Origin of the sequence: Clostridium nigeriense (assembly GCF_050585265.1) — a bacterium.
GTDB classification, from domain to species: Bacteria; Bacillota; Clostridia; order Clostridiales; family Clostridiaceae; genus Clostridium; species Clostridium nigeriense_B.
The window spans coordinates 83294-110087 of sequence record NZ_JBNOOE010000004.1 but is presented as its reverse complement, the minus strand read 5'-3'; the positions used below and the strand labels follow the sequence as shown (position 1 = coordinate 110087).

Here is a 26794-nt window from a genome sequence, read left to right as displayed (position 1 = left end):
TGCTCCTATTATTATGTATAATTTATTCTAAGTTTTCAATTACATTTATTACTTCTTTTAGATTATTTAATCTTTTATAAGCTAATTCTTCTATTTCTTTATCTGGTTCCTTTAAATCTGGAATTATAATTGCTTTCATTCTCCCTCTACTTGCGGCTATAGTACCAGCTTCAGAATCTTCTAAAACAATGCAATTTCTTGGATTTACATCTAACTTTTTAGCAACATTTAAAAATACTTCTGGATCTGGTTTTGATTTTTTTACTTCGTCACCACATAATACATAATTAAAATAATGTAATATGCTAGCCTTTTCTAATAGATTTAAAGCTACCTCTCTATTAGAAGAAGTTGCAACTGCCTTTTTAATATTTTTTTCTTCTAAATACTTTAATAAATCATCTAAACCTGGCTTTTTTTCCGCACCATTTTCTAACATAGCCAAATTAATTCTTCTTTTTTCTTTAATATACTCATCTACATCTATCTTATCACCTAACTCAGATATTAATAGATTTCTAATACTTTCATGGTTTGTTCCTAACATTTTGTGAAATAACTTTAATTCAAAATCAAAATTGAAATTTTTAGCAGCCTCAGCCCATGATGCATAAGATAATTTTTCTGTATCAAATATTAATCCATCCATATCAAATATTACTAGTTTAACTTTTTCCATAATTCTTCCTCCAATACTTTCCTATTTATATATTATAATATAATTTATAAAAAAATAAGACTTATATTTATTTTTAATATAAATCCTATTTTTTCATTATTTAGTAATTAAGCATTTTTAACATCTGATTCTTTAATTACAAAGTAGGTTATAATAAATCCAGCTATATACGAAATAACTAATCCTATAAAATAATTAAGCATACTTTGCGGTTGCATTATAGGGATAGCAACTAATCCAGATGGTCCCCATGCTGTAGCTAGTACATGAGTTAACATAACATAAGCTCCACCAAAACCTGCACCAAGTCCTGCTGTAATAAATGGCTTGAACATTGGAAGTGTAACTCCATAAATTAATGGTTCGCCAACTCCTAAGAATCCTGCTGGCAACGCACCTGTTATAACCTTTTGTAATCTGATATTTTTAACTTTTCTTGCTATAAAATAAATCGCAATTGCTGCACCAACTTGTCCAGCTCCAGCCATTGCAAGTACTGGGAATAATGAAACTCCACCCATAGCTTCTAATTGAACTGCATATATTGGAATTAATCCATGATGTAATCCAAATAAAACCATTGGTAAAAATAAAGCTGATAATAAATATCCACTTATTACACTAATAACTGGATTTGAAGAATTTATAATAACACTTAATACAGAAACTAATCCATCAGATAGGAATCCAGCTAAAGGCATTATTGCAAATACGAAAAGTACTACTGTTATTAATAATGTTAGTAACGGAGTTAAAATTAAATCTAAAACATCTGGTACTCTCTTACGAATTTCTTTTTCTATTTTAGCAAGAATATATACACCAAATATAACACCTATAATACCGCCTTTTCCTGTTGTTAAAATAGAATTTAATGGAACTGCTTCATCGTATAAACCTAACATAGTTGATAATGAAACTATGTTAGCACTAATTGAAATAGCTCCAAGCATACCACCTAATGCTTCTGTTGCACCAAATTGTTTTGCAGAATTAATACCTGTATAAATTGCAAAATATGATAAGAATCCCCCACCAATTAATGAAAATATTAATTGTGTACCCTTCCAGAATCCTTCCGCTGGCAAAGTTCCTTGTCCTTGTAATGTAGAAACCAAACTACCTAATCCATTAAATATACCAGCTGCTATAATTGCAGGTATTAAAGGAATAAATATATTAGCAATTATATTTACTACTTTTTTAAATTTATTTTCTTTTTGATTTGCCTTTATAGCCTGTTTATTGCCTTTCCAATCTTCAGTAACAACACCATCTCTAGGTAAGCCCAATTCTTCTACACAAATATCAGTTACTTTTTTAGCCTTACCAGGTCCTAAAACTATTTGTATATAGTTACCATTTTCTACAACTCCAAGTACTCCCGCTGTATTTTTCAAACTATCAATTTTAACTATAGATGTATCTTTTAATGTAAGTCTAAGTCTTGTCATACAATTTGCCGCTTTAATTACATTTTCCTTGCCACCAATTAAATCAACAATAATCTTTGCTAATTCTAAATTACTCATAACCTCTCCCTCTCTCTTCAATATTTTCAGGGTTTTAAATATTATCCCCTTTACCGTTCATCAAAATTAAGTATCTTTCTAAATACACTTCCTTTAATATTTCAATAAAGGTTTACCCCTTATATTTATACTCATCCCTTGTTTAATTTAATCCTAAATTTATAATTATTTTTTCATCGTAATATAGTATCTTTGAAATTTTATTTCATATTTTATTTAAAATTATCAATATAATATAAATTAAATCAATTTTTAGATAATTTAATTAAAAATGGTTAATAATACTTAAATAATTTCAAAATTAATATTATTTATTAAAGCTTATTAAAAAAAAGTTTGTAAATTCTAATAATTTTCATAAACTAGTAAGTAAATTCTAATATTTTTGTTTAAATTAAATTTATTTTGAGTTATAATATATATTAACAAGAACAACTTCTTAGTTGTTTCTCTTACTACAGTTAGCATATAGCATAATTGTAATAAAATATAAAGTTTATGGAGGGTTTATACCATGTTAGTTTCAGCAAAAGAAATGTTAACAAAGGCTAAAGCAGGAAAATATGCTGTTGGTCAATTCAATATCAATAACTTAGAATGGACTAAGGCAATATTATTAACTGCTCAAGAAAATAATTCACCAGTTATATTAGGAGTTTCTGAAGGAGCTGCTAAATATATGTGTGGATACAAAACTGTAGTTGGAATGGTAACTGCAATGATAGAAGAGTTAAACATCACTGTACCAGTTGCATTACATTTAGACCACGGTAGCTATGAAGGTGCTTTAAAAGCTATTGAAGCTGGATTCTCATCAATCATGTTTGATGGATCTCACTATCCAATAGATGAAAATATAGCTAAGACAAAAGAAATGATTAAATTAACTTCAGAAAAAGGTTTATCTTTAGAAGCTGAAGTTGGATCAATCGGTGGAGAAGAAGACGGCGTTATCGGTGCTGGAGAAATCGCTGATGCTGCTGAATGTAAAGCAATTGCTGACTTAGGAGTTACTATGTTAGCTGCTGGTATTGGTAACATCCACGGTGTATATCCAGAAAACTGGAAGGGATTAAGTTTTGACGCTTTAGAAGCTATAAGCAACGCTACTAACAATGTTCCTCTAGTATTACATGGTGGTACTGGAATCCCTGAAGATATGATAAAGAAAGCTATTTCTTTAGGAGTTTCTAAAATAAATGTTAACACTGAATGTCAATTAGCATTTGCTGAAGGAACAAGAAAGTACATTGAAGCTGGAAAAGATCTTCAAGGAAAAGGCTTTGATCCAAGAAAGCTTTTAGCTCCAGGATTTGAAGCTATTAAAGCTACAGTTAAAGAAAAAATGGAATTATTCGGATCAATCAACCAAGCATAATTTCATGCAAATATAAAGGGGCTGTTATAACAGCCCCTTTTAATATAAAATTAAAAATTTGAAACTAAACTTAGTAGTTTTTTTCTTAATTTTAATCTTTTTTAATTATTCTAACTTTTAACTTAATCTAAAAATTTTAGATTAAGCTAAAACTTTAAATAAATTTAACCTAATGCCACATCTAAAATCATCATAACAATAAATCCTAAAATAAGCCCTAGAGTTGTTAATTTTTTATTTTCAAGAGAAGCTTCCGGTAATAATTCTGCTCCTACTACTGCAACCATAGCTCCTGCTGAAAATGATAATAAAAATGGCAATAAGCTTCTTACTGTTAATGCTGCAATAACTCCAATAACTCCCGCCATAGGTTCAACTAATCCAGATGCTTGTCCATAAAAGAAACTTTTACTTCTAGATAAACCCTCTCCTCTTAATGGCAATGAAACTGCAGCTCCTTCTGGGAAATTTTGAAGACCTATACCTAAAGCAAGAGCTAATGCTGCTCCTATACTAGTTCCAGGTATCCCCGCTGCAACACCACCAAATGCAACTCCTACAGCTAATCCCTCTGGAATATTATGAAGTGTTACTGCAAGTACTAATAAAATACTTTTTCTATACCTAGTTCCTTTAGATATATTTTCATTATTTTTATCTACTACAACACCATAGGAATAAGTATCCATTAACTTGTCTGCAAAGATTAAAAATGCACCACCTAAGAAGAACCCAATAGAGGGAATAATAAAGCCACTATATCCAAGCTCTTCTGATAACTCTATTGCCGGATTTAAAAGTGACCAAAAGCTTGCTGCCAGCATTACTCCAGCACCAAACCCAAGCATTGAATTTAAAATCTTCTTATCAAACTTCTTAAAGAAAAAAACTAATGCAGCTCCTAAAGCAGTAATAAACCAAGTAAATAACGTTGCAAGTAAACCTTGTAAAACAGGACTTAAACCTTCAAACCATTCCATTAAATATCCTCCTTAGTTTTTATTATTAAATCCTTAATTATAATTTACTAAGGAAGGTGTTTTTTTGTTACAAGATTATTCAACTTATTACAAAATCATTTTAAAGTCCCTTGCCTTTTCCTTGCCCTATTCCTCTTTCTTCTAATAATTCATAAATTGTTTTTGATGTAGTATCTTCTATAGTATATCCTATTAAATCTAATATCTTCTTTAATTTCTCTTCTGAAGAAGTCTCTATTTCTAAATACGGAAAAGGACAGAAATTCTTATCATTAATATCTATTTCAATTAATGAATCCATTATTTTATAACTTTCCCTATACTTTTTTATAGACTGCTTTAAAGATAATCCTAATGAAGTAAATATCTTACTTGCTGATTCCTTATCTTCAACAATAGTCTCATTTTCCTCCATAACCTTAAAAGTATCTTGACTTAACATTTTCTTAGTAGTCATATAAACTACTTCTTTATTATTAAGTCTATCATCAGTTATTCTAATTCTTGCATATCCCTTAGCATTAAGAAGTCTATTATCATCAAAGTCATAAATATTATTAGTTTGATATTCTTCTTTTACCTTCTTTGCACCAAGATCATTTAGAATCTTTCTTATTTTATCAACATCTATATCTACTACCCTAGTTTCTAATTCCTTCATTAATATCACTCCTCTAAAATTATATTAACAATTATATCACAAAAAAAGAAGTAAACATGTTATATTAGTTGCTTCATCACAATCTCAAAGTCTCACTAACATAACATATTTACTTATAAAAACCTAATATAATAATTCTTCATTCTTCAGAATCATTAAATTTTCTGACATATTCATATAAAATTAATAGTGATACTTTAACCCTAAAAAATAAAAATCTAAAAGCTTGTTATTGATTTAAAAAATCAAGAGCAAATTGTACATGTAGTGCTGTACCATATTTCATATAATCTTCATCAATTTTGAATTTCTCATGATGTGGAAAATATATAGATTCTTTTTCTAGATTTTTATATCCCATAAATGCATATAATCCTTTAGCATGTTGAAAGTAATATGGCATATCCTCTGATCCCATATATCTAGGTAAATTTATATTTTTACCTTCTCCAAATACTTTTGTTACTGAATTATCAGCTATTGCTGCTAATTCCTCATCATTATAAAGACTAATAGCACTTTCTTCTATTCTTATATCAACTTTAATCTCATAAGCATCTGCAATTGCTTTTGCATGTCTTTTTATTCCTTCATGTGCTATTTTTCTAACCTCTGGATTAAAATATCTCATTGAAATTTCAATTTCAGTATATTTTGAAACTATATTTGCCTTTGTACCTCCAATGAATTTTCCAACAGAAATAACTATAGGTTCTTGAGAATCAATATTTTTAGTAACCATTCCTTGTAAATCTGTAACAAAAACACATGCAGGATGAATTGTATCTTTTGCAAGATGAGGCATTGATCCATGACCTGATACTCCTTCAAACTTAATATAAATAGTATCACAGCCTGCCATTCTATATCCTGATTGAATATTTACATATCCTGTTTCTAATTCCCTCATTCCATGCATACCAAAGCAAGCATCCACTCCATCCATTCCACCTGCCTCTATAATCTTTTTAGCACCTGTGAATGTTTCTTCACCCTCTTGAAAGAAGAACCTTATCTCACCAGGTATTTCTTCTTTCATTTCAGATAAAATTCTTGCAGCACCAAGAAGCATAGATGCATGAGCATCATGACCACAAGCATGCATTATACCAGGAGTTTTAGATTTAAACTCCACATCACTTTCCTCCTTTATTGGAAGAGCATCTATATCTCCTCTTAAAGCTATAGTCTTTCCACTTTTCCCACCTTTTAATGTAGCTATTAAAGAAGTGTTACCTGCCTTCTTATATGGTATTCCAAGCTTATCTAATTCTTTCATAATCTTTTCTTGAGTTTTAAATTCTTGTCCACTAATTTCAGGATTCTCGTGTAGATCTCTCCTAAAATTAATAATATAATCTTCAATTGATTTTGCTTTATCTAATATGTTTGACATTTTAAGTCCTCCTTTTTCCATTTTCTATATGTAATTCTCTACTTTAGTCTAATAAAAAACAATAGTAACATACTTTTGAATAAATTTCTATTTTAAAAAATTAAGCCGCTCTCTTTTGGCTATTTTCATTTTTCTTTTTCTTAGGCACTAGCACTAAAACAGCAACTAATGATATAAATCCTGCAATTACACTAACTCCTAAGCCAAAACCTCCTGCTAAATTCTGCGCTTTATTGTTATTCATAAGAATGGCGGTTGACACTGCCCCAGAAATAGCAATTCCAAAACTACCACCTAGAGAACTTGCCATTTTGTAAATACCTGATGCTGATCCAGCCTTTTCTTGTGGAACATTTCCAACAGCAGTATTTGTAGATGGAGTAGCATAAAATCCAAAACCAACTCCCATAATAGCAAGACCAATAAAAGAAGATACCAAATATATAGTGGTTGGTAAAAATGTTAACGCCATTAATAAAATTCCTATAGCAGCCATTAAAGTTCCTATAATCATTGGCATACGTGCACCTTTCTTAAGCATTACTTTTTCACCTACACGAATTGTTGTCACTATAGTAACTAAATAACCAATTGTTAAAAGCCCACTTTGGAATGAAGTTAATCCACGTGCTGTTTGAACATACGGTATTAAAATAAATAAACATCCTGCACACATATTAAGTAAGAAATTTGAGATTACAGCCGCATTATAACCTTTGCTTCTGAATAATGATAAATCAACTATTGGAGCAACATTTCTATTTTCTATAAATAGGAATAAAGCAAATAAAATTATAAACGCAACTATTAATGAAAGAATAGGCGCACTTGTCCATCCCCATTCTCCACCATTAGTAACAACTAAATTTAATGAAAGTAATGATAAAACTAAAGTAATAATTCCAAAATAATCAACTTTTTGTTTTTCTACACTATTAATTTTACTCTCTGGAGTTCCCTTAACTAAAAACATTCCTATCAATGCTACTGGAACAGTAAGACCAAATATCCAACGCCAACTTAATGCTGATACTACTGCACCTCCAAAGAAATTAGCAATACCACTGCCCCCCCAAGAAGCCAAAGACCAAAAACTTAGCGCGCGCGGACGAGCTTCTCCTGGATAATAGGCATTTATTAATGCTAAAGTAGCTGGCATAATAAATGCACCTGATAAACCTTGTATAACTCGACCTATGATAAGTAATGTCTGTCCTTGTGCTATTGTACAAAGTATAGATCCAATTATACTTAATATAAATCCAAATTGAGTAATTTTAACACGCCCTACTTTATCTGCTATACTTCCTGCTGTTATTATACTAACTCCACAAATTAATGCAGTAATACTTACTGCGGTATTAACAACTGAAGATGAAATCCCCAAGTCCTGATCAAGTTGTGGCACACCTGCTGTTATACTACTTGCAAATAACCAATAAGTTGCTACACCAAGAATCATTCCAAATAATAAACGATCATTCCCTTTATAATTCTTCATATTTTCTTCCTCCTAAAGCTTTTTAGAATTTAGTCAATTATTAAATTCTAAAAAGCTTTTATATTACTTTAAAACTATTGAACAATTAGTTCTCACCTAAATAATTTATTAACTAGCTAGTATATACAATAATTTAAAAACTATTTTTTGTGAGCAATCTTATTTTATCCCCCTTAAGCAAAATCTAAAATAGTGTTTCTTCCAACGTTTATATTTATGGGCTTAATTTTTTATACTTCTACGTTAGAAGATTTTTTTTTGCTCTAAACGTAAAAAAGTTAAAAGCGTTACTTTGCTTTTAACTTTTTTTCAACTAAAAAATATATAAATCTTGAATAAACATTCCTTCATTTATAAAGGTATCTAAAGTCATATTATGATTTTTATCAACTATTGATTTAAGTATGTAAAGACCTAATCCTCTGTTCTCCCCTTTTGTAGAATATCCTTTTTTATAAATTTTATCTAAATTTATTACTTTATTTCTAAATGTATTTCCTACTGCGATATTTAATTTTTCATTCCTTGCTTCTACATATATTTCTATTTTCTTATTGTTACTTTGTGATGCTTCCTCCACTGCATTTTCTAATATAATTCCCATAACTCTAGAAAATTCCATTTCAGATATATTAGATTCCTTTATTTCCCCTATAGTTATTAAACTTATTTCTACATTTTTCTTAATACTTAGCATTATATAATATGAAAATATAGATTTTAAAGGAATATACTTTATATCTTTTAAATTTAAAAAAGCATAATAACTCTTATCTCCCATAACCTCTTTATTTAATTTCTCTAATAAATCCTTCTCATTTAACTTTTCAATTCCAACACCTAACAAAATATTTTTATAATCATGTCTAAACTCTTTATATTTTTCTACTAATTCTTCTATAGTCTCTATATAAAGACTAAGTTCCTCAATTCTCTTTTCTTTTTCCTTTAGCTCCAGTTTAACTTTGATTCTTTCTATATTTAGTTCATTATTTATAATGTAAAAAAGTAAAACACAAAAATTTATAAAAACAAATGTAATTAATTTAATTCCATAATTTATATTTAAATCATTTATTACTTTTATTAATATGTTAATAGCTATAATAATAAATATACCATTAAAATTTCTTCCCTTTACGTCTTCCTCAGAAAAACTTACTGGAATATACCTCCTAAATAATCCAAAAATAATAAACATAGATAAATAAATTAGATCAAAATAATAACTAATACTATATAGCAATATATTAAAATTAAATATATCTTTTATATTTATGTTATTCCAGAAAATAAGTATCAACCCCGCTGCCATATAATAAGACATTAGAGTAATTAATTCAACAAAAAAAGAAAGTTCTAGATTTCGTTCCAAGTTATTACCAATTAAAAAATAAGTTATAATATAATTACAAAACCATATAAATACGAAAACTAAAAAATTATCTTTTAAAAATCTCATAATTGGAGGCTTTAAAAGCATAACTAAGGCTATAGCAAAAAGACTCTTAAAATTTATTTTTATTTTTTTATCTGAATAAACATATATAAGATATATTTGTGCTATAGTAGTTGCTATTGTAAAATGCATGCTCTTACCTCTTTTTCTCTTCTTTTAGATATAATTTCTTTTATATCACCAGTAAGAACTACATACAAATCTTCATTAATATATTCAATTTTTTTAATATGCTCTTTATTTACAATTATACATCTATGAATTTGTATAAATTCCTCTGTAAGTTTTTCCTGAATTTCTTTTAAAGTTAAATTTATACTTATCTGTTCTGTAGTTGTGTGCATAATAATTTTCTTTTTATGCTTATCAGTTTCTATCCATATAATATCTGAAGGTTTCACCATAATTACATCTGTGCCAACTTTAAATAATAAGGCCTTATTCTCAATTCTATGTCTATAAATCTTAAGATATGTTTTAAGTGCCTCCTTTAAATCATTTTCCATATTATAGCCTTTATCTAAAAAATCTAGTATTCTTAATTTATATTTAAATACGCTACTCATTTGATGAATATATGCAGTAATATATATCATTTCACCTTTATAATCATCTATATCTCTTATTTCTCTCCCTAACAATAATCCATTTTTATCCTGTTTCAAATCTATATCCAATATATAAAGGCAGTCTTCATAAGAATCTAATGATTCAATATAATTTATTGTTTCTTCATAATTGTTAAATGTATTTATACTATATTTTATATCGCTATTATCAAATAAAAGTTTTACTATTCTTGAAACTTCTTTTATATATTCTTGTTTATCTTCACATATAATTATATTCAAAGAAATCACCACCTTACACTTCTAATTATAATATTAATAAATATACCTATATTTTTCAATAATATATAGTTTTTCTAACTTTAATTGACTAAATCTTTGATTTAGTCAATTAAAGTTAGAAAGTAATGAATTTCATTTATAAGAAAGCTTATATTAAGTATTTATTAGGACTCTTTGATGTCTTCCTCAATTAGTTTTCTTTGTTAAAAGTTTAATCATCAGGATATAGTTTATAATAAAAACAAAAGAGTGACGACTTTGTCGACACTCTAAGGATACATAAGCATCCTCTCTTTTATAATCTTTCTCTTCTTTTACTAGATTTTATAAATAGTCTTTTTAAGTACTCTTCATCATCTTCAATTAAAGAATTTTTTATATTATTTATTTCCACTAAAAAATTATCTATTGCTTCAATTAAATTTTCCTTATTACCGAAAAATAATTCACTCCATAAATCTTCATTAATATTTGCTATTCTAGTTAAATCTCTATAGCTATCACCAATGAAGCTTCCTGTATCTCTGCCTTCTTCATCACTATTTATTAAAGCTACTGCAATAGCATGAGGCAACTGACTTGTAAAGCCTATCATCTTATCATGGTAATACGGATTAATTCTTTTTATATTTTTAAAGCCCATTTCATAAATAATTTTCTCTAAAAGCTTTATATTTTCTTCTTTATTTCTATCAGTTACAGTAATTAAATAATTAGCTCCCTTAAAGACTTCCTTTGAAGCATAATCTATTCCTTTTTTTTCTCTACCAGCCATAGGATGACCAAATATAAAATCTATTTCATTAGGTAATATATTTAAAATGTCATCAATAAAATGTCCTTTAATTCCCGTTGCATCTGTTACTATTGCACCAGGCTTAAAATAAAATCTATTATCCTGCATAAAATCCTTAACTAATCTTGGATACAAAGAAATAATAACTAAATCTGCTTCTTTTATAATTTCATTTCCACACAAGTATCCTTTTTTAATTATCCCTAAATTTTCTGCTTTTTTTAAAGTTTCTAAATTACTATCTATTCCATATACATCCTCATATCCTGCTTCTTTAAGTGCCATGGCATAACTGCCACCAATAACACCAAGCCCTACAATTAAAATTTTCATAAACCCCCCTAATTTAAATGCAAAATTAAGAATTAAAAATGAAAAATTATAGTTGAAATTCAGCTTTTAGCTGAATTTCTTCCTTAATTCTTCATTCTTAATTTTTCATTCTTAACTAAATCATCTTGCCTTCCATTTTTGCTAAAATTTTCACCTTGTCCATAATGTTCTTAAAGGATTCTGGTTTTACTGATTGCTGTCCATCGCTTAATGCACATTGTGGGTTGTTATGAACTTCTATCATAAGTCCATCGGCACCTGCACTTATTGCCGCCTTTGCTAGTGGCTCTACAAGGTACCAGTATCCAGCTGCATGACTTGGATCTACTATTACTGGTAAATGTGATTTTCTCTTAACTACTGGAATTGCACTTAAATCTAATGTATTTCTTGTGTAAGTTTCAAAAGTTCTTATACCTCTCTCACATAAAATTACATTTTCATTTCCAGCTGCCATTATATATTCAGCTGACATAAGCCATTCTTCTATTGTTGCTGATAAACCTCTTTTTAATAAAATAGGTTTTCTAGTTTTTCCTAATTGCTTTAATAAATCGAAGTTTTGCATATTTCTTGCTCCAACTTGGATTACGTCAACATCTCTTTCAAATACATCTATATAATCAGTTGACATTATTTCAGTCACTATTGGTAGTCCTGTAGCTTCCCTTGCTTTTTTCAGAAGTTCTAAGCCTTCTAATTCCAATCCTTGGAAACTATATGGAGAAGTCCTTGGTTTAAATGCTCCTCCTCTTAAAAAAGTCGCACCAGATTCTTTTACACTCTTAGCTATTTCTATTATTTGCTCCTCGCTTTCAACAGAACATGGCCCAGCCATAACAGCTAAATTATTGCCTCCAATTAAACTACCTTTTACATCTATAACAGTGTCTTCAGGCTTAAATAATCTATTGGCCTTCTTATAAGGCTCTTCAACTTTAATAACTCTATCTACTCCTGGAAATCTTAATATCTTATTTGAATCAATAGCTCTAGTTTCTCCTACTATTCCTAAAATACAAAAAGTTTCTCCTTGAGATAAATGAACACCTAATCCCTTAGTCTCTAACTCTACCTTAACCTTCAATACTTCATTTTCATCACAATTTGGATTCATTATAATTATCATTCTACTATACCTCCATACTACTTAAATAAATTTTTGATTTATGCCTATATTTATCTTTTGTTACTCTTTTTATGATATTTAAAAATTTTCTGAAAATGTCTAATTAAATAAGTCCTTTTTCAAAATTATTAGTATCATTTAAATGGCACCTTAATGCCCCCTTATTTATTACTTTTTATTACCTCTATAACATTATCTATAGTATCTTCAATAGCTTTATCATTGTCTATCTTATAATGGCAATAATCATTATATAAATTATATCTTTCAGAATATAAATTGTAAAGCTTAGACTTTCCTTCTTTTAATAATGGCCTTGAAGAAGTTTCAATATCTTTAGCTATATTTTCAACAGGTCTATCTATAAATACAATAATTCCCTTATCTTTAAAGAAATCTATATTTTCTTTTCTTTTTATAACGCCTCCGCCACTAGAAATTACAATTTTCTCATCTAAAGAACTTAACTCTTTACAAGCCCTAGTTTCATAATCTCTAAAGAAATCTTCGCTAATATCAAATAATTCTTTTACAGTACTATTAGAAATTTCCTCTATATATCTATCCATATCACAAAAGTTATAGTTAAGCTTTGAAGAAACTTCCATTCCTACAGTAGTCTTACCAGCTCCTGGCATTCCAATTAAAAAAACAATATTTTTTTCCATAATACTCACCTAAGACAAAATAAGATTCATCTTTATCTTTCTATATATATTCTCAATCACAGAATCATCAATAACAGTATCTTGCCAAATTTCTTGAGCTTTAACTGCTTGACCCACAAGCATATATAGTCCATCAACTACTTGCTTATTTAATTCTTTTCCATAGGATAAAAATTTAGTCTCCATTGGGTTATAAATTAAATCAACTAAAGAACTAAATCTATCTACAATTTCTTTAGATACTGGAGAATTTCCAACATTAGGATACATTCCAACTGGTGTGGTATTTATTAATATATCTCCACTTAATGAATTTAACTTTTCATAACCAATTAATTTAGTATTTTCAAAATCCAAAACTTCCTTATTAGGATTTCTACTAACTATGTATACTTCTCTAGCTCCGTTATCCAATAAATAATGAAGTACAGCACTTGATGCTCCACCATTACCTAAAATCACTGCCACCTGATCTTTTACATCAATACTACTTGTCTTAAGCATATAACCAAAGCCAAAATAATCTGTATTATATCCATAAAGCTTTTCATCCTTTAGAAATATAGTATTAACTGCCCCTATTTTATTAGCTTCCTCAGATGATATATCAATATATTTCATTATGTCTTTTTTGTAAGGAATAGTTACATTACATCCACTAATCTTTGATAGTTTTATTTCTTCTGTAAAGTTCTTAAGCCTATCCCTCTCTATTTCGAATAATTCATATGCCCCATTTTTATTTAATGATTTTAATATTTCACCCTGAATTTCAGGTGATAAGCTATGAGATAACTTTTCCCCAAGTAACCCATAAAGCTCCATATAATCGCCCCCTATTTAAATATAATATTTATTATATCATAAGGTTGTGGTAATATTAACTAGAATAACAGGCTTTTAAAAATATATATTTATTATGGAGGTAATAATGAGTAAAACCCAAAATACTAAAGGAAACTTTAATTATGAAAATGTAGAAAAAAAAGATAAAAATTTTATGTACCAAAATTTTGAAAAATGTAATTGCTATAATTGCAATTTTTCAGGTTCAAATTTTGATTATGTAAATTTTAGAGGAGCACGTTTTAAATCATCTAGCTTTCTAAAATGTAGCTTTAAATTTGCTGAATTTATAGGTAGTAATTTTAAAAAGAGTAATTTTAAAAATGCAAGATTTGAAAATACTATTTTTGATTCAGTAAGATTAGATAATGTAGATTTTAAAGATGCCCAATTTATAAATACTATATTTGTTGGAACTGATATAAGTAAAGCTAAAAATTTGAATATAAAAAATTCAGAAATAAGAATTTATGAAGAAATGCCTCAAATAGAAATAAGTGATGATTTAAAAAATGCAACTTTAAATGCCTTAAATAATAAATATGTAAAAACTTCAAGAGTCCTTGATACAAAGGATGGAAGTATAAATTTATTAAGTATTATGATTCTTTTAGAAAACTTTGATGAAGAAACTTTAATTAAAGGTCTAGATTTAATTGCTAATGAATTAGATAGAGATTTCTATACTCTAAGTTATATAATAAAATTTATTCAAAATATTAAATAAGTTAATACATAAATAATTAAGGTAGTAAGAATTAATGCTTATAATAAGCTCTTACTACCTTATGTTTATTGAAGATAAAACTGTTTTTCATACCTCCTCTCACTATTTAATTCAAAGAATTGATTATTATAAAACTCCACCTCCTCTTCCACATAATTATTATTTAATGAAATTAAATAAACTACATTATATGCTTTAGCATGTCTTTCAGCTTCTAACATAAGTTGATGCCCAACTCCAAGTCCCCTATACTTTTCATCGACAACTATCTCATTTATCACTAAGCTCTTATTATAATTCCTATCATGTACTATACTGTAACTTATATAGCCTATAATATTATCATTTAATTGGGCAACAATAATCCTTAAGTTTTCATCTTCTTCTTTTGATTTAATGCTTGAATAATCTAAGTTTGAATTTAAATTAATTAAATCATTATAATCATCCAAGATTATATTTCTAACATCAAAACCAACCATTTAAATATACCTCCCCAGGTAAACATTTACATAAACCCCATAACAAATCAGCGAACATCCTTCGAATTATATTTTTCAGAAAATTCTGTATTTTATCTATATATTTATTATATTACTTTTTCTAAATATTTACTACTACTTTAAAATTTAAATTAATGATGTGACTTCTTATATAATTTTCTTATCAAAAAGGGATTTATGGAATATTATTGTAATTAATGTTAATATATTATTAATAAGTAACGAAAATTTGTATTAAACAACTAATTTATGAATCATCTAATACAAGTAATATTCATAGTTAAAGTGTTGTTGTACAATTATTGTTACAATGATAAAAGTGATTAAGAAAATGACAAGAAAAATTATAAATTTTAATGTATTATAATTGGAAATAATAGAAAAACAAGTAGTTAAATTTTGCAATATTAAAAAATAGTAATTTAAATCGAGGTGGATAGTATGAAAAATAAAATACACTTTATAATAGCGTCTCTTTTAACCATAGTATCATTAACCTTAACTTTAGTAGGCGCTATTTTAAACTTTAAGATAATTATATTTAGTATAATTAGTTTAGTAATTGGAATTTATCTTTTAATGTATTGGAGCACCCTCAGTTACAAATGGAAATGCGACACCTGTGGAAAAATTTTCGAAATCACTTTGAAACAGAATGTGTTTGGTAAAAATATAGGTGTGAATTATAAAGAATTATTTTGTCCACATTGTTTAAGTAAAACAAATTGCAAAGGAATTAAAGTTAAATAATTAATATAACGAATACTATTACAAAGATAAAATGAAATATAAAAATTAAAAATAAAGAATTATTGATGTAACTCTTACATAATTGCTAAAATTAATTTCTTTGTTTTAAAATACTATTTAAATATATATGACATAAAGGGATATCCGAAGGACATCCCTTTAAATAGCAATATATAAAAACAAAGTCTTAAATCAATACATATTAAAATGCTCTAATAGAAGTCTCAATGCATTTGAACATACATAGATAATTGCAAATATTTTTGCCTTTGCATAGTTTTTATTTTTTAAACCAATCAAAAAATAAACAATCATTGCAATAAACGTAACTAGAATAACAATAGCAAGTAAGTATCTAAATAGATCTTGATTAGTAACAGTCATTTTATTATGGCCCCCTTATTTAATTAGGCATAATTAATATCATTCCAAATTGGAACCCATTGTTCACAGAGTAACCTCCTTATAATTTCCTATTACTTTAAAATATCCACTATTCTTCTCTATAAGATCCAGAGCATTTTTTACTAAGTTATTTTCTAAGTTTCCTTCGAAGTCTACATAAAGTAAATACTTCCATGATTCATGCTTATTAGGCCTTGACTCTATCTTAATCATATTAATATTATTTTCTGCGAAATGTCTTAAAAGTTTATATAATGTTCCAGCCTTATCTTCTAGAGAAAATACAACACTGACTTTATTAGATGTATCATCATTTCTTAATTTTTTTCCTATAATGATAAATTTAGTATGATTGTCCTTCTTATCATTAATACTTTCTCTTAATATATCTAATCCATAAATTTCAGCAGCTCTTCTGCTTCCAATCGCAGCTTTTCTTGTATCCTTTAACTCTGAAACCAATTTAGCACTTATAGCTGTATTATGATATGGTATTAGTTTTACATTATCATATTTACTTAAGAAACCCTTACTTTGATCAAATCCTTGAGGATGAGAGTATATTTCTTCAATATTATTAATGTCTGCTCCTGGCATCCCCATAAGATGTTGATCTATCTTTATGCACTCTTCTCCAACTATATAAAAATTATATTTAACTAAAAGATCATATACTTCAGTGATTGCTCCAGTATAAGAATTTTCAATAGGAAGTATGGCATATTCTATTTCATTTTTTTCTAAAGCCTTAAATACATCTATAAATTCATCATAATTTTGAAGTGAATCATAAGACTTAAAATATTTTATTAAAGCTTCTTCACTAAAGGATCCCTCAACTCCTTGGTATCCTATTTTTATTTTTTTTTCTCCTATAACGCAATTAGTAACCTCTTTATTTTTTTCCATTAAATTAGCTTGAAGAGATCTACTAAGCTCCATTACTTTTTCAAAAAAACTTCTAGTTATATCACTATAATCTTTATTATTAAGAAGATTTATATTTTTTTCAATAACTTCCTCTTCTCTTTTTCCATTAAATATTGGAAGATTTCTTTCTTTTTTATACTCCCCAACTTTAATAGCAACATCCATTCTTTTCTCAAATAAAGAAATTAATTTTCTATCTATAAAATCAATTTCTCTCCTATAGTCTTCTAAGTTTCCCATTAATATCTTCCCCCTATTAAGTCTAGTATTCCTATTGCAGTAACTGCTTCAATTACAGGTACAGCTCTTTGTACTATACAAGGGTCATGTCTTCCTTCGATTCTAAATTTAACATCTTTTTTATTTTTAATATCTATAGTATTTTGTTCCTTTAATATTGATGCTGTTGGCTTTACTGCAACCTTAAATACTATAGGCATTCCATTGCTTATTCCACCAAGGATACCACCATTGTTATTAGTTTTAGTTTTTACCAAATCCCCCTGATAATAATATTCATCATTGGCTTCTGATCCAAATAACTTTGTCATTTCAAATCCTTTGCCAAATTCAATTCCTTTAACTGCTGGAACAGAAAACATAAGATGAGCTAATGTAGATTCTACTGAATCAAAAAATGGATTGCCTATTCCTGGTTTTATACCAAGTACTGCACATTCTATAGTTCCACCTACTGAATTTCCATCATATTTAGCTTGCATTATAGTATGCTTTATCTTCTCTTCTAAAGATGTATTTATTAATGGTAACTCTTTTTTTCTTAATTCTAATAATCCTTCTTTAGATATATTTATACTATTAAACTTTTCATCTTCTATATCTTTTATTGATGAAATATGTGCACCTATAACTATACCTTTTTCTTCTAATATTTGTTTACAAATAGCACCTGCAAATACTAATGGTGCTGTAATTCTTCCTGAAAAATGTCCACCACCTCTATAATCATTAAAACCTGAATATCTTTTATATCCAGTAAAATCAGCATGCCCTGGTCTCATAAAATCTTTAGTTTTCGAATAATCCTTAGATCTAGTATCACTATTTCTTATAATTGCACAAAGTGGTGTTCCCGTAGTTTTTCCTTCAAAAAAGCCACTTAATATTTCTGGTAAATCAGCTTCTTTTCTAGAGGTTGATAATTGATTTTTTCCTGGTGCCCTTCTTTCCATTTCAAGAAGTATCTTATCCATATCAATTTCAAATCCAGATGGAAGTCCATCTATATTTATACCTATTGCATTTCCATGAGATTCACCAAATATAGAAATCTTTATATTATTCCCCCATACTCCACTCATATATAGCTCCTCCTAGCATTTTATAATCTTCAAAAAATCTCGGATAAGATTTTGCTACGCAATCATAATCCTTTATAATTATAGGCTTTTTACACCTAGTTGCCGCTATTGCTAAAGTCATGGCAATTCTATGATCTTTCCAGCTCCAAACTTCTACGCCGCCTTCTAACTCTTGAACTCCATGTATTACTAGCCCCTCTTCTTTTTCTTCGATTTTTGCACCAAGCTTATTAAGCTCAGTAACTATAGCCCTTAATCTATCACACTCTTTAATTCTTAGTCTTCCTGCATTTATTATTTCTGTTCTTCCTTTTGATAAAGCAGCTACTAATGAAATTACAGGGATTATATCTGGACATTGAGAACCATCTATTAATGTAGAAACTAATTCATTTTGAGTTTTACAGCTTAAATTAGCTCCACAATTAAATTTAGCTCCCATTCTTTCTAAAATTTCTATAACTTCCTTATCTCCTTGAAGTGAATCTAATCTTAAATCTTTAATTTCAACTTCTGATCCCAAAGCGCCTGCACAAAGATAAAAAGCTCCTTGAGAATAATCTCCCTCAACTCTATAATTTCTAGAAACATATCTTTGATTTCCTTTAATTATAAACTCTCTATAATCATTATTTTCAATAGAAATTCCAAAGTCCCTCATACAAGATAAGGTTAAATCTATATATCCCTTAGATTCAAGCTCTGTACTAATTATTATCTTTGAATCCCCTTCCAATAAAGGTAATGTAAATAAAAGTCCTGTTATAAATTGAGAGCTTATATTTCCTGGCAAAGTAAACTCACCACTACTTAAAATTCCTTTAATTTTTAAGCTTAACTTCCCCTCAACTGTACTATAGCTAATTCCTTGATTCTTAAATATATTATAATAAGTATCTAATGGCCTCTTTCCTAAATTTCCTCTTCCTACAAACTTAGTCATACCATCAAATAGAAGGGAAACAGGGACTAAAAATCTTAATGTAGAACCCGATTCATTGCAATCAATAGTTCTAACTGCATTTCTTTTATTATCCTTATTAAAGGCTCCTGTAATAGTTAGCCTATCCCCATCCTTTTCAATATATGCTCCTAAAGCTACCATTCCATCTATAGTTGCATTAATATCATCTGAGTAATCTATATTTTCTACTATTGAAACCCCACCACCTAGAGCTGCACAAATAATAGCTCTATGTGCCATGCTCTTAGAAGGCGGAACTTTAACTATTCCTTTTAACTTACTATTTTCTACTTTTATACCTTGCATAAAAACCCCCTTGTTTGAATTAAGAATTAAAAATGAAGAATGAATAATTATTGTTGTAATTCTTACAGAATTACTAAAATTAATTTCCTTTCAAAAACTCTTTTAAGAGTTTTTTCATTAATTTTTCATTACTCATTCTTAATTTTTCATTGTGCGACAGCTACTTCCTTAATTATGCATTATACACTATTCATTATTCATTTTTTAAAACTCGCTGTACTATTTTGCTTTTTCCTATCTTATCAATAAAAATTAGATTAAGTTTTTTATTGATATTTTTCTTATCTAACTTCATAGCTTCCTTTATTTCGTTTATATCAACGTCTAACTTGTATGGTAAATTATATTTTATTAATATATTCTTTATTATATCTGCTGTTCCTTTTTCAGTTTCTCCGTAGGATTCACTTATCTTAGTTATTTCATACATTCCAATTGCTACTGCTTCTCCATGCGTATACTTACTATAATTATAATGTTGTTCTAAAGCATGACCTATTGTATGTCCAAAATTCAATTTCATTCTTTCCCCAGTGTCTTTTTCATCCATTTCCACAACTTCTTTTTTGATTTTACAACAATTGTGAATAATGTATTCAATATTGTTCATAACTTCTTCTTTGTTCTTATAATTTAGAAGCTTATAAAAAAATTCTTTATCTTTTATACATCCATACTTTATAACTTCTGCCATTCCATCATTAAAGACTCTATCACTTAAAGTTTCTAAAACATTTGGATCTATTATAACTTTCTTTGGATGATAAAAGCTTCCTACTAAATTTTTTCCTCTATCTAAATCTACTCCAACTTTTCCACCAACACTACTATCCACCTGAGCTAATAAAGTAGTTGGACATTGAATAAAAGAAACTCCTCTTAAATATGTAGCTGCAACAAAGCCTCCTAAATCTCCAATTACTCCTCCACCTAATGTTAATATTAAGTCACTTCTAGTAAGCTTAAAATTCAAAAGCTCATCATATACTTTTGGTAATGTAAAAAAAGCTTTAGTTTCTTCACCAGGCTCTAAAACTAATTTATTAATTTCATAACCAGCAGTCTCTAACTCTTTAATAACTATATCTCCATAAAATTTATCTACATTTTTATCCGTTAATATAAAAATCTTATTTCCTGTAAACACTTTCTTTATTTCATCAGATAATTTACTAAATATTCCCTTTTCTATAATTATATCATAGCTACTATGAGCTAAATCTATATCTAACTTCATTACTATACACCCCTATTTAAATGTAAAATTAAAAATGAAGAATGATAAATTATAGAAGAAATTCAGCTTGGCTGAATTTCCACATTAATTTTTCATTTTAAATTTTCACGCTAATTTGTAAATATAATTCTCCAAATTTCATCTAATATTTCTTGTAATTTTAAAATTAATCGTTAAATTTATTTTAAGAAATTCAACTTGCTTGAATTTCAACACTAATTTTTAACTTTTCATTCTTCATTTTTATTATATCTCTCTTCCAACTGCTGCTGCAATTGCTTGCAATTCTTTTACTAAATTGTTGTAGTCATTTGGTTTAATTGATTGTGGTCCATCGCAAAGTGCTTTTTCTGGATTATTATGAACTTCAATTATAAGTCCATCTGCTCCTACTGCTACTGCTGCCTTTGCAAGTGGAGATATCATAAATCTCTTTCCTGTAGCATGACTTGGATCTACTATTACTGGTAAGTGACTTAGCTTCTTAACAGCCGGAATAGCACTTAAATCTAATGTATTTCTTGTGTAAGTTTCAAAAGTTCTTATTCCTCTTTCACAAAGAATTACATTTTCATTTCCACCAGCCATAATGTATTCCGCTGACATAAGCCATTCTTCTATTGTAGCAGATAAACCTCTTTTTAATAATATTGGCTTTTTAGTTCTACCTAATTCATTTAATAAATCGAAGTTTTGCATATTTCTTGCACCAACTTGAATAACATCTACGTCTCTTTCAAAAATTTCAATATCATATGGTGACATAATTTCCGTTACTATTGGAAGTCCTGTCTTTTTCCTTGCAATCTTTAAAAGTTCTAATCCATCATATTTTAATCCTTGGAAACTATATGGAGAAGTTCTTGGTTTAAATGCTCCTCCTCTTAAGAAGTTTGCCCCTAACTTCTTGACCTCCTCAGCAATATAAGTTAACTGCTCTTCACTTTCTACTGAACATGGACCTGCTATCATTGCTAGTTTACTTCCACCAATCTCTTGTCCTTCAACATTAATTATACTATCATCTGGATGGAATAATCTATTTGCCTTCTTGAAAGGCTCTTGAACATGCATTACTTTTTCTACAATATCATTAGCCTCAATTTTTAAAGCATCAATTTTACTAGTGTCTCCAACTAATCCTAAAATAATAAGATCTGTTCCTATTACAGGGTTAACTTTAACACCTTCTCCTTCTAATTCATTTGTTAACTTGTCAATTTCCTCTTGTTTTGTTCTTGGTTTTAAAATTATTACCATGAATAAAGCCCCCTTTAAATTTAATTAATAATGAATAATTTAGGTTATAATCTAGCTAGCTAGATTATTTAAAATCAAATATTGAAACTAAATTTCTATTAAATTATTCTATTTACTAATTCAAATCATTTTTTATATTAAAAAGTACTTCTATATAATTTTTCTTATTCCGTCGCAAGCTCCAAGTCATCGCAAAATTAATAGAATCACTTCAAAGCTTAAGGAAGGAAATTATAAAAAAGTTATTCATAGGGTAACATCTTTATAATTTCCTAAAGAGTAAAAAAAGAGAACCCCTAGGAGTTCTCTTATAATAATCACTATATATTCCTTATCAAAATATACAAATTTATATTAAAAACTCACATTGAAAAGAATTATTTTTTTTTGCAAAATAAATAGCCAGCGCTAAAGAAAAAGCCCCAGAATGTAAAGTAAAAAAAGCTATAAAATTTTGCTATTTTATTTGTAATTCCTTTCATAAGTTCCTCCATAAATTTGAATTCTTTACCTAATTATACCAAAACTTAGCAGATTGTCAATATTCCTAAGAATATGTTTAATTAATAATAAATAAATGATGTTTTACTCCATAAAACTTAAATTAATTTTGTAGAAATAACCTTTTATTAAAAATCCTTTGGGATTTTTCTCCTTAATTATGCATTACCAATTATCAATTATAAAAATGCTTACATTTTTATAATATTGGTGCTATAAGTCTAATTAATGCTTCTTTAATTCTAATAGATCTTCCTCTATTATTATATTCTTCTAATGTAACTAGCTTACTATCTTCAATATCTTTTTTGAATATTTCTTCTTGCTTAGATGCAAAATCACAATTAAAAATAATTGCATTAATTTCAAAATTAAGCTGAAAACTTCTAATATCTAAGTTAGCTGTTCCTATACTTGCAATTTTTCCATCTGCTACAATAGTTTTAGAATGTATAAATCCTTTTTTATATTTGTAAATTTTAACCCCATATTCCATAAGCTCACCCATGTTAGCACTTAATATCCATGCCATAAAAAAGTGATCTGGCTTTCCTGGTACCATTATTCTAACATCTATCCCTGATAATGCAGCAATTTTTAATGCCTCTTTCATAGGTTCATCTAGAACTAAATATGGAGTTTGAATATAAACACTCTTCTTTGCATCATTAATAATTTTCATATATGCATTTTTAATATATTCTTCTTTATGATCTGGTCCTGAAGAAATTATCTGTATTCCAATATTTCCTTCTTCACTTTGTTTTGGAAAATACTTTTCATATGTATTTAATTCTCCTTCTGAAGCATAATCCCAATCTAATATAAACCTTTTATTTAGTTCGTCAACAGCTCTTCCTTTAATTTTTACGTGAGTATCTCTCCAAAAATCAAATTGCTTTCCTTTATTTATATACTCATTTCCTACATTAAATCCACCAACATAACCTACTTTTCCATCTATAACTACTATTTTTCTATGGTTTCTAAAGTTCAAACGAGTGTTAACATAAGGTAGTATTCCTGGGAAAAATAAATAAAATTTAATTCCTAGACTTCTTATGTACTTAATATCCCTATTCCTTAAGCTTTTAGATCCCATACCATCAGCTAAAAGCCTAACCTCTACACCTTCATCTACCTTTTTCTTTAATTCCTTAATTATAGTTTTACCTAATTCATCTAATCTAAATATGTAGTATTCAATATGTATAAAATTCTTTGCTAATCTTATGTCCTCTATTAAAGCTTTAAATTTATCTTCACCATTTATAAAGGTTTCAATGCTATTACCATTAGTGTATAAAGCTCCTGAATGATTATAATTCATTCTGATAAGCTCTATAAATTCCTCAGACATTCTGCTACTTCTTTCTTCTTCTTTAAATTTCTCTAATAATTCCTTAGATTTTATTTCATCCGTAACCTTTTTCTCTCTAAATATCTTTTGTCTACTTAAATTTTGACCAAACATCAAATATAATATAAAACCTATTACTGGCAATACCAGTAGAATTAATAGCCATGCCCAAGTAGTTGTAGCCTCCTTACGTTCAATAAATATTAATGATATAGCACATAAGATACTAACAAGGTAAGCTATTATAATCCAAGCAGATGCATGCATTTATTTCACCTCTATTTCTATATTAAATATTTTATCTTATCATTTAATTATACTTAATTTTATCATTATTTAAATATAATAATTTAAATTTAATATTATATATTTGTTAACTTTTTATAATTTAAAAATAAGAAGCTATTAGGATTACTTTGCTCCTTATAGCTTCTTATTTTTATTATATATATTTTATATAGTATAGGCTATTTATTATTTCCGAAATATCTATCTAATAATCCCTTGAATGCTTGTCCGTGTCTAGCTTCGTCTTTACACATTTCATGAACTGTGTCATGGATTGCATCTAAGTTTAATTCCTTAGCTAATTTAGCTAAATCCATTTTTCCTTGGCAAGCACCGTGCTCAGCATCAACTCTAGCTTGTAAGTTAGCTTTTGTGTCAGCTACTACAACTTCTCCAATTAATTCAGCGAATTTAGCAGCATGTTCTGCTTCTTCAAATGCTATTCTCTTATAAGCTTCAGCTACTTCTGGATATCCTTCTCTATCAGCTTGTCTTGACATTGCTAAGTACATTCCTACTTCTGTACATTCTCCCATAAAGTTTGCTTGTAATCCTTCCATAATTCTTGGATCTACATCTTTAGCAACTCCAACTCTATGTTCATCTGCCCAACTTAAATCTCCTGTTTGTTCAACAAACTTATCAGCTCCAGCTTTACATATTGGACATTGTGCTGGTGCCATATCCCCTTCATAAACATATCCACATACTGTACATACAAATTTCTTCATAATTAAAATCCTCCTATATCTTTTCTTTTTCATATTTAAATTTATTTCATTCACCTTATCTCTTCGACAATAATTATTATATAATAATTATTATCCATTGTAAATATAGAAATATATTTTTATTAAATTTCTAAAATATACTGCTATATACACAAATTTTATCATTAAATTAATATTTTCATTAATATTTTATCATTACAAACATTATTTTTCTTAAATTAAGCATTTAAGCCAAAAAGTAAGGAGCTATTTTTAATAGCTCCTTACTTTTTAAAATATATATTATTAATTATTACTTTATATTCCTACTGCTGTTTCCATATCAGAAATTATAGCATCTATTGCTAGTAATCCACTTCCACCAACATACCAAGCTTGTGGGTTTACATATACTATATGTCCATCTTCATAAGCTTTTGTTGTCTTTATTAATTCATTTTCCATAGCTTCTTTAACAGATGCTTGTGCTCCTGTTATAGCTCCTCTATCTAAAACAAATAAATAATCTGGATTCTTTTCTTTTATATACTCAAATGATATTTCTTGACCATGATTTGAAGATTCTATAGATTCATCCACTACTTTGAATCCAAATTTGCTATAAACCATATCGTATCTTGACCCTACACCATAAGCTGATAATGAACCTTCATTAAACATTGCCATTAAAGCTGTTGAATTATTTTCTTCTACTTTAGCCTTTACAGCTTCAACTCTCTTATTTAAGCTTTCTAATTCAGAAGTTACACGGTCTTCTTTTTCAAATATTTGTCCTAAAATTTTAGCATTATTTTCTGCTGAAGCAAATATATCATTATTAACTGTACCTAGGTATAATACTGGAGCAATTTTCTTTAAATCTTCATAATATGATGCTTGTCTTCCTTCAATTATAATTAAGTCTGGTTCAGCTGCATTTATTTTTTCTAAATCAAATTCTTTTAATCCACCTAAATCAGTATATTTTTCATCTTCATATTTTGATAAGTACTCTGGTAATGAACCCTTTGGTAGTGCTACAGGTTCAACCCCTAACTTACTCATTATATCTAATGAACCATAATCTAAAACTACTACATTTTTAGGATTAACAGGTACTTCTACCTCACCTTTTTGATCTGTAACAACAATTGTTTTATTTTCTTCTTGTGCTGCTACATTGCTATCTGTTCCTGCACTATTGCTAGTACATCCCATAACCCCTACTGATAATGCCATAACCATACCTAATATAGCTATAATTTTCTTTCTCATTAAAATACCTCCATTTTATGTTTATATAAATTTTTATTTATATCATT

Annotated in this window: 25 protein-coding genes; 3 read left to right on the top strand and 22 right to left on the bottom strand. The window is 28.0% G+C overall.

Going from position 1 to position 26794, the window contains the following annotated elements:
- Positions 1 to 22 precede the first annotated feature (22 nt).
- Both ACQPVP_RS05235 and ACQPVP_RS05230 read right to left on the bottom strand, forming a co-directional pair.
- A complete protein-coding gene (locus ACQPVP_RS05235) occupies positions 23 to 679 on the bottom strand; it encodes an HAD family hydrolase (protein WP_430847947.1) in 657 nt (218 codons plus the stop codon).
- Positions 680 to 786: 107 nt separating this feature from the next.
- Positions 787 to 2211: a PTS transporter subunit EIIC gene (locus tag ACQPVP_RS05230; protein WP_430847945.1), complete on the bottom strand. Its 1425-nt coding sequence runs from the start codon at positions 2209 to 2211 to the stop codon at positions 787 to 789.
- Between the two features lie 514 nt (positions 2212 to 2725).
- Between ACQPVP_RS05230 and fba the strand changes: the two genes are divergently transcribed.
- Entirely contained in the window at positions 2726 to 3589 is an 864-nt protein-coding gene (fba, locus tag ACQPVP_RS05225) for a class II fructose-1,6-bisphosphate aldolase (RefSeq protein ID WP_430847943.1), read from the top strand.
- Positions 3590 to 3753: 164 nt separating this feature from the next.
- Here the strand turns inward: fba and ACQPVP_RS05220 are convergent, their stop codons facing one another.
- The 10 genes from ACQPVP_RS05220 to aroE form a co-directional block, all read right to left on the bottom strand.
- The gene (locus ACQPVP_RS05220; RefSeq protein ID WP_430847941.1) at positions 3754 to 4569 is read right to left on the bottom strand and encodes a ZIP family metal transporter; all 816 of its coding nucleotides are present in this window, start codon (positions 4567 to 4569) and stop codon (positions 3754 to 3756) included.
- 100 nt (positions 4570 to 4669) lie between these two features.
- A complete protein-coding gene (locus ACQPVP_RS05215) occupies positions 4670 to 5230 on the bottom strand; it encodes a class IV adenylate cyclase (RefSeq protein ID WP_430847938.1) in 561 nt (186 codons plus the stop codon).
- Positions 5231 to 5459: 229 nt separating this feature from the next.
- On the bottom strand, positions 5460 to 6626 hold the full coding sequence (locus ACQPVP_RS05210; protein ID WP_430847936.1) for an amidohydrolase: 1167 nt from the start codon (positions 6624 to 6626) through the stop codon (positions 5460 to 5462).
- A gap of 100 nt (positions 6627 to 6726) precedes the next feature.
- On the bottom strand, positions 6727 to 8127 hold the full coding sequence (locus tag ACQPVP_RS05205; RefSeq protein ID WP_430847934.1) for an MFS transporter: 1401 nt from the start codon (positions 8125 to 8127) through the stop codon (positions 6727 to 6729).
- A 313-nt stretch (positions 8128 to 8440) separates the two neighbouring features.
- Complete coding sequence (locus ACQPVP_RS05200) at positions 8441 to 9718, bottom strand: GHKL domain-containing protein (RefSeq protein WP_430847932.1); 1278 nt, start codon at positions 9716 to 9718, stop codon at positions 8441 to 8443.
- On the bottom strand, positions 9703 to 10446 hold the full coding sequence (locus ACQPVP_RS05195; RefSeq protein WP_430847930.1) for a LytR/AlgR family response regulator transcription factor: 744 nt from the start codon (positions 10444 to 10446) through the stop codon (positions 9703 to 9705). The genes ACQPVP_RS05200 and ACQPVP_RS05195 overlap by 16 nt, the downstream gene beginning before the upstream one ends.
- A gap of 286 nt (positions 10447 to 10732) precedes the next feature.
- Positions 10733 to 11566, bottom strand: a complete 834-nt coding sequence (locus ACQPVP_RS05190) for a prephenate dehydrogenase (RefSeq protein WP_430847928.1) — start codon at positions 11564 to 11566, stop codon at positions 10733 to 10735.
- Positions 11567 to 11681: 115 nt separating this feature from the next.
- Positions 11682 to 12695: a 3-deoxy-7-phosphoheptulonate synthase gene (gene aroF, locus ACQPVP_RS05185; RefSeq protein ID WP_430847926.1), complete on the bottom strand. Its 1014-nt coding sequence runs from the start codon at positions 12693 to 12695 to the stop codon at positions 11682 to 11684.
- 161 nt (positions 12696 to 12856) lie between these two features.
- Positions 12857 to 13363 carry a shikimate kinase gene (locus ACQPVP_RS05180; protein ID WP_430847924.1) on the bottom strand — a complete coding sequence of 169 codons (507 nt, stop codon included), beginning with the start codon at positions 13361 to 13363 and terminating at the stop codon, positions 12857 to 12859.
- Between the two features lie 9 nt (positions 13364 to 13372).
- Positions 13373 to 14188 carry a shikimate dehydrogenase gene (aroE, locus tag ACQPVP_RS05175; RefSeq protein ID WP_430847922.1) on the bottom strand — a complete coding sequence of 272 codons (816 nt, stop codon included), beginning with the start codon at positions 14186 to 14188 and terminating at the stop codon, positions 13373 to 13375.
- A gap of 106 nt (positions 14189 to 14294) precedes the next feature.
- Here aroE and ACQPVP_RS05170 point away from each other — a divergent pair, with 106 nt between their 5' ends.
- On the top strand, positions 14295 to 14936 hold the full coding sequence (locus ACQPVP_RS05170; protein WP_430847920.1) for a pentapeptide repeat-containing protein: 642 nt from the start codon (positions 14295 to 14297) through the stop codon (positions 14934 to 14936).
- A 65-nt stretch (positions 14937 to 15001) separates the two neighbouring features.
- Here the strand turns inward: ACQPVP_RS05170 and ACQPVP_RS05165 are convergent, their stop codons facing one another.
- Positions 15002 to 15418, bottom strand: a complete 417-nt coding sequence (locus ACQPVP_RS05165) for a GNAT family N-acetyltransferase (protein WP_430847918.1) — start codon at positions 15416 to 15418, stop codon at positions 15002 to 15004.
- Positions 15419 to 15880: 462 nt separating this feature from the next.
- On the opposite strand from ACQPVP_RS05165, the gene ACQPVP_RS05160 reads away from it, so the two are divergent.
- On the top strand, positions 15881 to 16189 hold the full coding sequence (locus ACQPVP_RS05160) for a hypothetical protein (protein WP_430847916.1): 309 nt from the start codon (positions 15881 to 15883) through the stop codon (positions 16187 to 16189).
- A gap of 192 nt (positions 16190 to 16381) precedes the next feature.
- On the opposite strand, the gene ACQPVP_RS05155 is transcribed toward ACQPVP_RS05160, so the two are convergent.
- The 9 genes from ACQPVP_RS05155 to ACQPVP_RS05115 form a co-directional block, all read right to left on the bottom strand.
- Positions 16382 to 16573: a hypothetical protein gene (locus ACQPVP_RS05155; RefSeq protein WP_430847914.1), complete on the bottom strand. Its 192-nt coding sequence runs from the start codon at positions 16571 to 16573 to the stop codon at positions 16382 to 16384.
- A 63-nt stretch (positions 16574 to 16636) separates the two neighbouring features.
- A complete protein-coding gene (pheA, locus tag ACQPVP_RS05150) occupies positions 16637 to 17764 on the bottom strand; it encodes a prephenate dehydratase (protein WP_430847912.1) in 1128 nt (375 codons plus the stop codon).
- Positions 17764 to 18846, bottom strand: a complete 1083-nt coding sequence (gene aroC, locus ACQPVP_RS05145) for a chorismate synthase (protein ID WP_430847910.1) — start codon at positions 18844 to 18846, stop codon at positions 17764 to 17766. The genes pheA and aroC overlap by 1 nt, the downstream gene beginning before the upstream one ends.
- Complete coding sequence (gene aroA / locus ACQPVP_RS05140; protein WP_430847909.1) at positions 18824 to 20116, bottom strand: 3-phosphoshikimate 1-carboxyvinyltransferase; 1293 nt, start codon at positions 20114 to 20116, stop codon at positions 18824 to 18826. Before aroA ends, aroC begins: the two co-directional genes overlap by 23 nt.
- Before the next feature lie 193 nt (positions 20117 to 20309).
- Complete coding sequence (gene aroB, locus ACQPVP_RS05135) at positions 20310 to 21353, bottom strand: 3-dehydroquinate synthase (RefSeq protein ID WP_430847907.1); 1044 nt, start codon at positions 21351 to 21353, stop codon at positions 20310 to 20312.
- Positions 21354 to 21599: 246 nt separating this feature from the next.
- Entirely contained in the window at positions 21600 to 22613 is a 1014-nt protein-coding gene (aroF, locus tag ACQPVP_RS05130) for a 3-deoxy-7-phosphoheptulonate synthase (protein ID WP_430847905.1), read from the bottom strand.
- Positions 22614 to 23313: 700 nt separating this feature from the next.
- The gene (gene cls / locus ACQPVP_RS05125; protein ID WP_430847903.1) at positions 23314 to 24741 is read right to left on the bottom strand and encodes a cardiolipin synthase; all 1428 of its coding nucleotides are present in this window, start codon (positions 24739 to 24741) and stop codon (positions 23314 to 23316) included.
- A gap of 200 nt (positions 24742 to 24941) precedes the next feature.
- Entirely contained in the window at positions 24942 to 25493 is a 552-nt protein-coding gene (locus tag ACQPVP_RS05120; RefSeq protein WP_430847901.1) for an NADH peroxidase, read from the bottom strand.
- 297 nt (positions 25494 to 25790) lie between these two features.
- On the bottom strand, positions 25791 to 26747 hold the full coding sequence (locus ACQPVP_RS05115) for a siderophore ABC transporter substrate-binding protein (protein WP_430847899.1): 957 nt from the start codon (positions 26745 to 26747) through the stop codon (positions 25791 to 25793).
- Between the last annotated feature and the right edge of the window lie 47 nt (positions 26748 to 26794).

What these genes read in the sequence shown, in the direction of transcription:
- ACQPVP_RS05235 (WP_430847947.1), bottom strand. Translation starts at nt 679, where the DNA reads ATGGAAAAAGTTAAACTAGTAATATTTGATATGGATGGATTAATATTT.
- ACQPVP_RS05230 (WP_430847945.1), bottom strand. Translation starts at nt 2,211, where the DNA reads ATGAGTAATTTAGAATTAGCAAAGATTATTGTTGATTTAATTGGTGGC.
- fba (WP_430847943.1), top strand. Translation starts at nt 2,726, where the DNA reads ATGTTAGTTTCAGCAAAAGAAATGTTAACAAAGGCTAAAGCAGGAAAA.
- ACQPVP_RS05220 (WP_430847941.1), bottom strand. Translation starts at nt 4,569, where the DNA reads ATGGAATGGTTTGAAGGTTTAAGTCCTGTTTTACAAGGTTTACTTGCA.
- ACQPVP_RS05215 (WP_430847938.1), bottom strand. Translation starts at nt 5,230, where the DNA reads ATGAAGGAATTAGAAACTAGGGTAGTAGATATAGATGTTGATAAAATA.
- ACQPVP_RS05210 (WP_430847936.1), bottom strand. Translation starts at nt 6,626, where the DNA reads ATGTCAAACATATTAGATAAAGCAAAATCAATTGAAGATTATATTATT.
- ACQPVP_RS05205 (WP_430847934.1), bottom strand. Translation starts at nt 8,127, where the DNA reads ATGAAGAATTATAAAGGGAATGATCGTTTATTATTTGGAATGATTCTT.
- ACQPVP_RS05200 (WP_430847932.1), bottom strand. Translation starts at nt 9,718, where the DNA reads ATGCATTTTACAATAGCAACTACTATAGCACAAATATATCTTATATAT.
- ACQPVP_RS05190 (WP_430847928.1), bottom strand. Translation starts at nt 11,566, where the DNA reads ATGAAAATTTTAATTGTAGGGCTTGGTGTTATTGGTGGCAGTTATGCC.
- aroF (WP_430847926.1), bottom strand. Translation starts at nt 12,695, where the DNA reads ATGATAATTATAATGAATCCAAATTGTGATGAAAATGAAGTATTGAAG.
- ACQPVP_RS05180 (WP_430847924.1), bottom strand. Translation starts at nt 13,363, where the DNA reads ATGGAAAAAAATATTGTTTTTTTAATTGGAATGCCAGGAGCTGGTAAG.
- aroE (WP_430847922.1), bottom strand. Translation starts at nt 14,188, where the DNA reads ATGGAGCTTTATGGGTTACTTGGGGAAAAGTTATCTCATAGCTTATCA.
- ACQPVP_RS05170 (WP_430847920.1), top strand. Translation starts at nt 14,295, where the DNA reads ATGAGTAAAACCCAAAATACTAAAGGAAACTTTAATTATGAAAATGTA.
- ACQPVP_RS05165 (WP_430847918.1), bottom strand. Translation starts at nt 15,418, where the DNA reads ATGGTTGGTTTTGATGTTAGAAATATAATCTTGGATGATTATAATGAT.
- ACQPVP_RS05160 (WP_430847916.1), top strand. Translation starts at nt 15,881, where the DNA reads ATGAAAAATAAAATACACTTTATAATAGCGTCTCTTTTAACCATAGTA.
- ACQPVP_RS05155 (WP_430847914.1), bottom strand. Translation starts at nt 16,573, where the DNA reads ATGACTGTTACTAATCAAGATCTATTTAGATACTTACTTGCTATTGTT.
- pheA (WP_430847912.1), bottom strand. Translation starts at nt 17,764, where the DNA reads ATGGGAAACTTAGAAGACTATAGGAGAGAAATTGATTTTATAGATAGA.
- aroC (WP_430847910.1), bottom strand. Translation starts at nt 18,846, where the DNA reads ATGAGTGGAGTATGGGGGAATAATATAAAGATTTCTATATTTGGTGAA.
- aroA (WP_430847909.1), bottom strand. Translation starts at nt 20,116, where the DNA reads ATGCAAGGTATAAAAGTAGAAAATAGTAAGTTAAAAGGAATAGTTAAA.
- aroB (WP_430847907.1), bottom strand. Translation starts at nt 21,353, where the DNA reads ATGAAGTTAGATATAGATTTAGCTCATAGTAGCTATGATATAATTATA.
- aroF (WP_430847905.1), bottom strand. Translation starts at nt 22,613, where the DNA reads ATGGTAATAATTTTAAAACCAAGAACAAAACAAGAGGAAATTGACAAG.
- cls (WP_430847903.1), bottom strand. Translation starts at nt 24,741, where the DNA reads ATGCATGCATCTGCTTGGATTATAATAGCTTACCTTGTTAGTATCTTA.
- ACQPVP_RS05120 (WP_430847901.1), bottom strand. Translation starts at nt 25,493, where the DNA reads ATGAAGAAATTTGTATGTACAGTATGTGGATATGTTTATGAAGGGGAT.
- ACQPVP_RS05115 (WP_430847899.1), bottom strand. Translation starts at nt 26,747, where the DNA reads ATGAGAAAGAAAATTATAGCTATATTAGGTATGGTTATGGCATTATCA.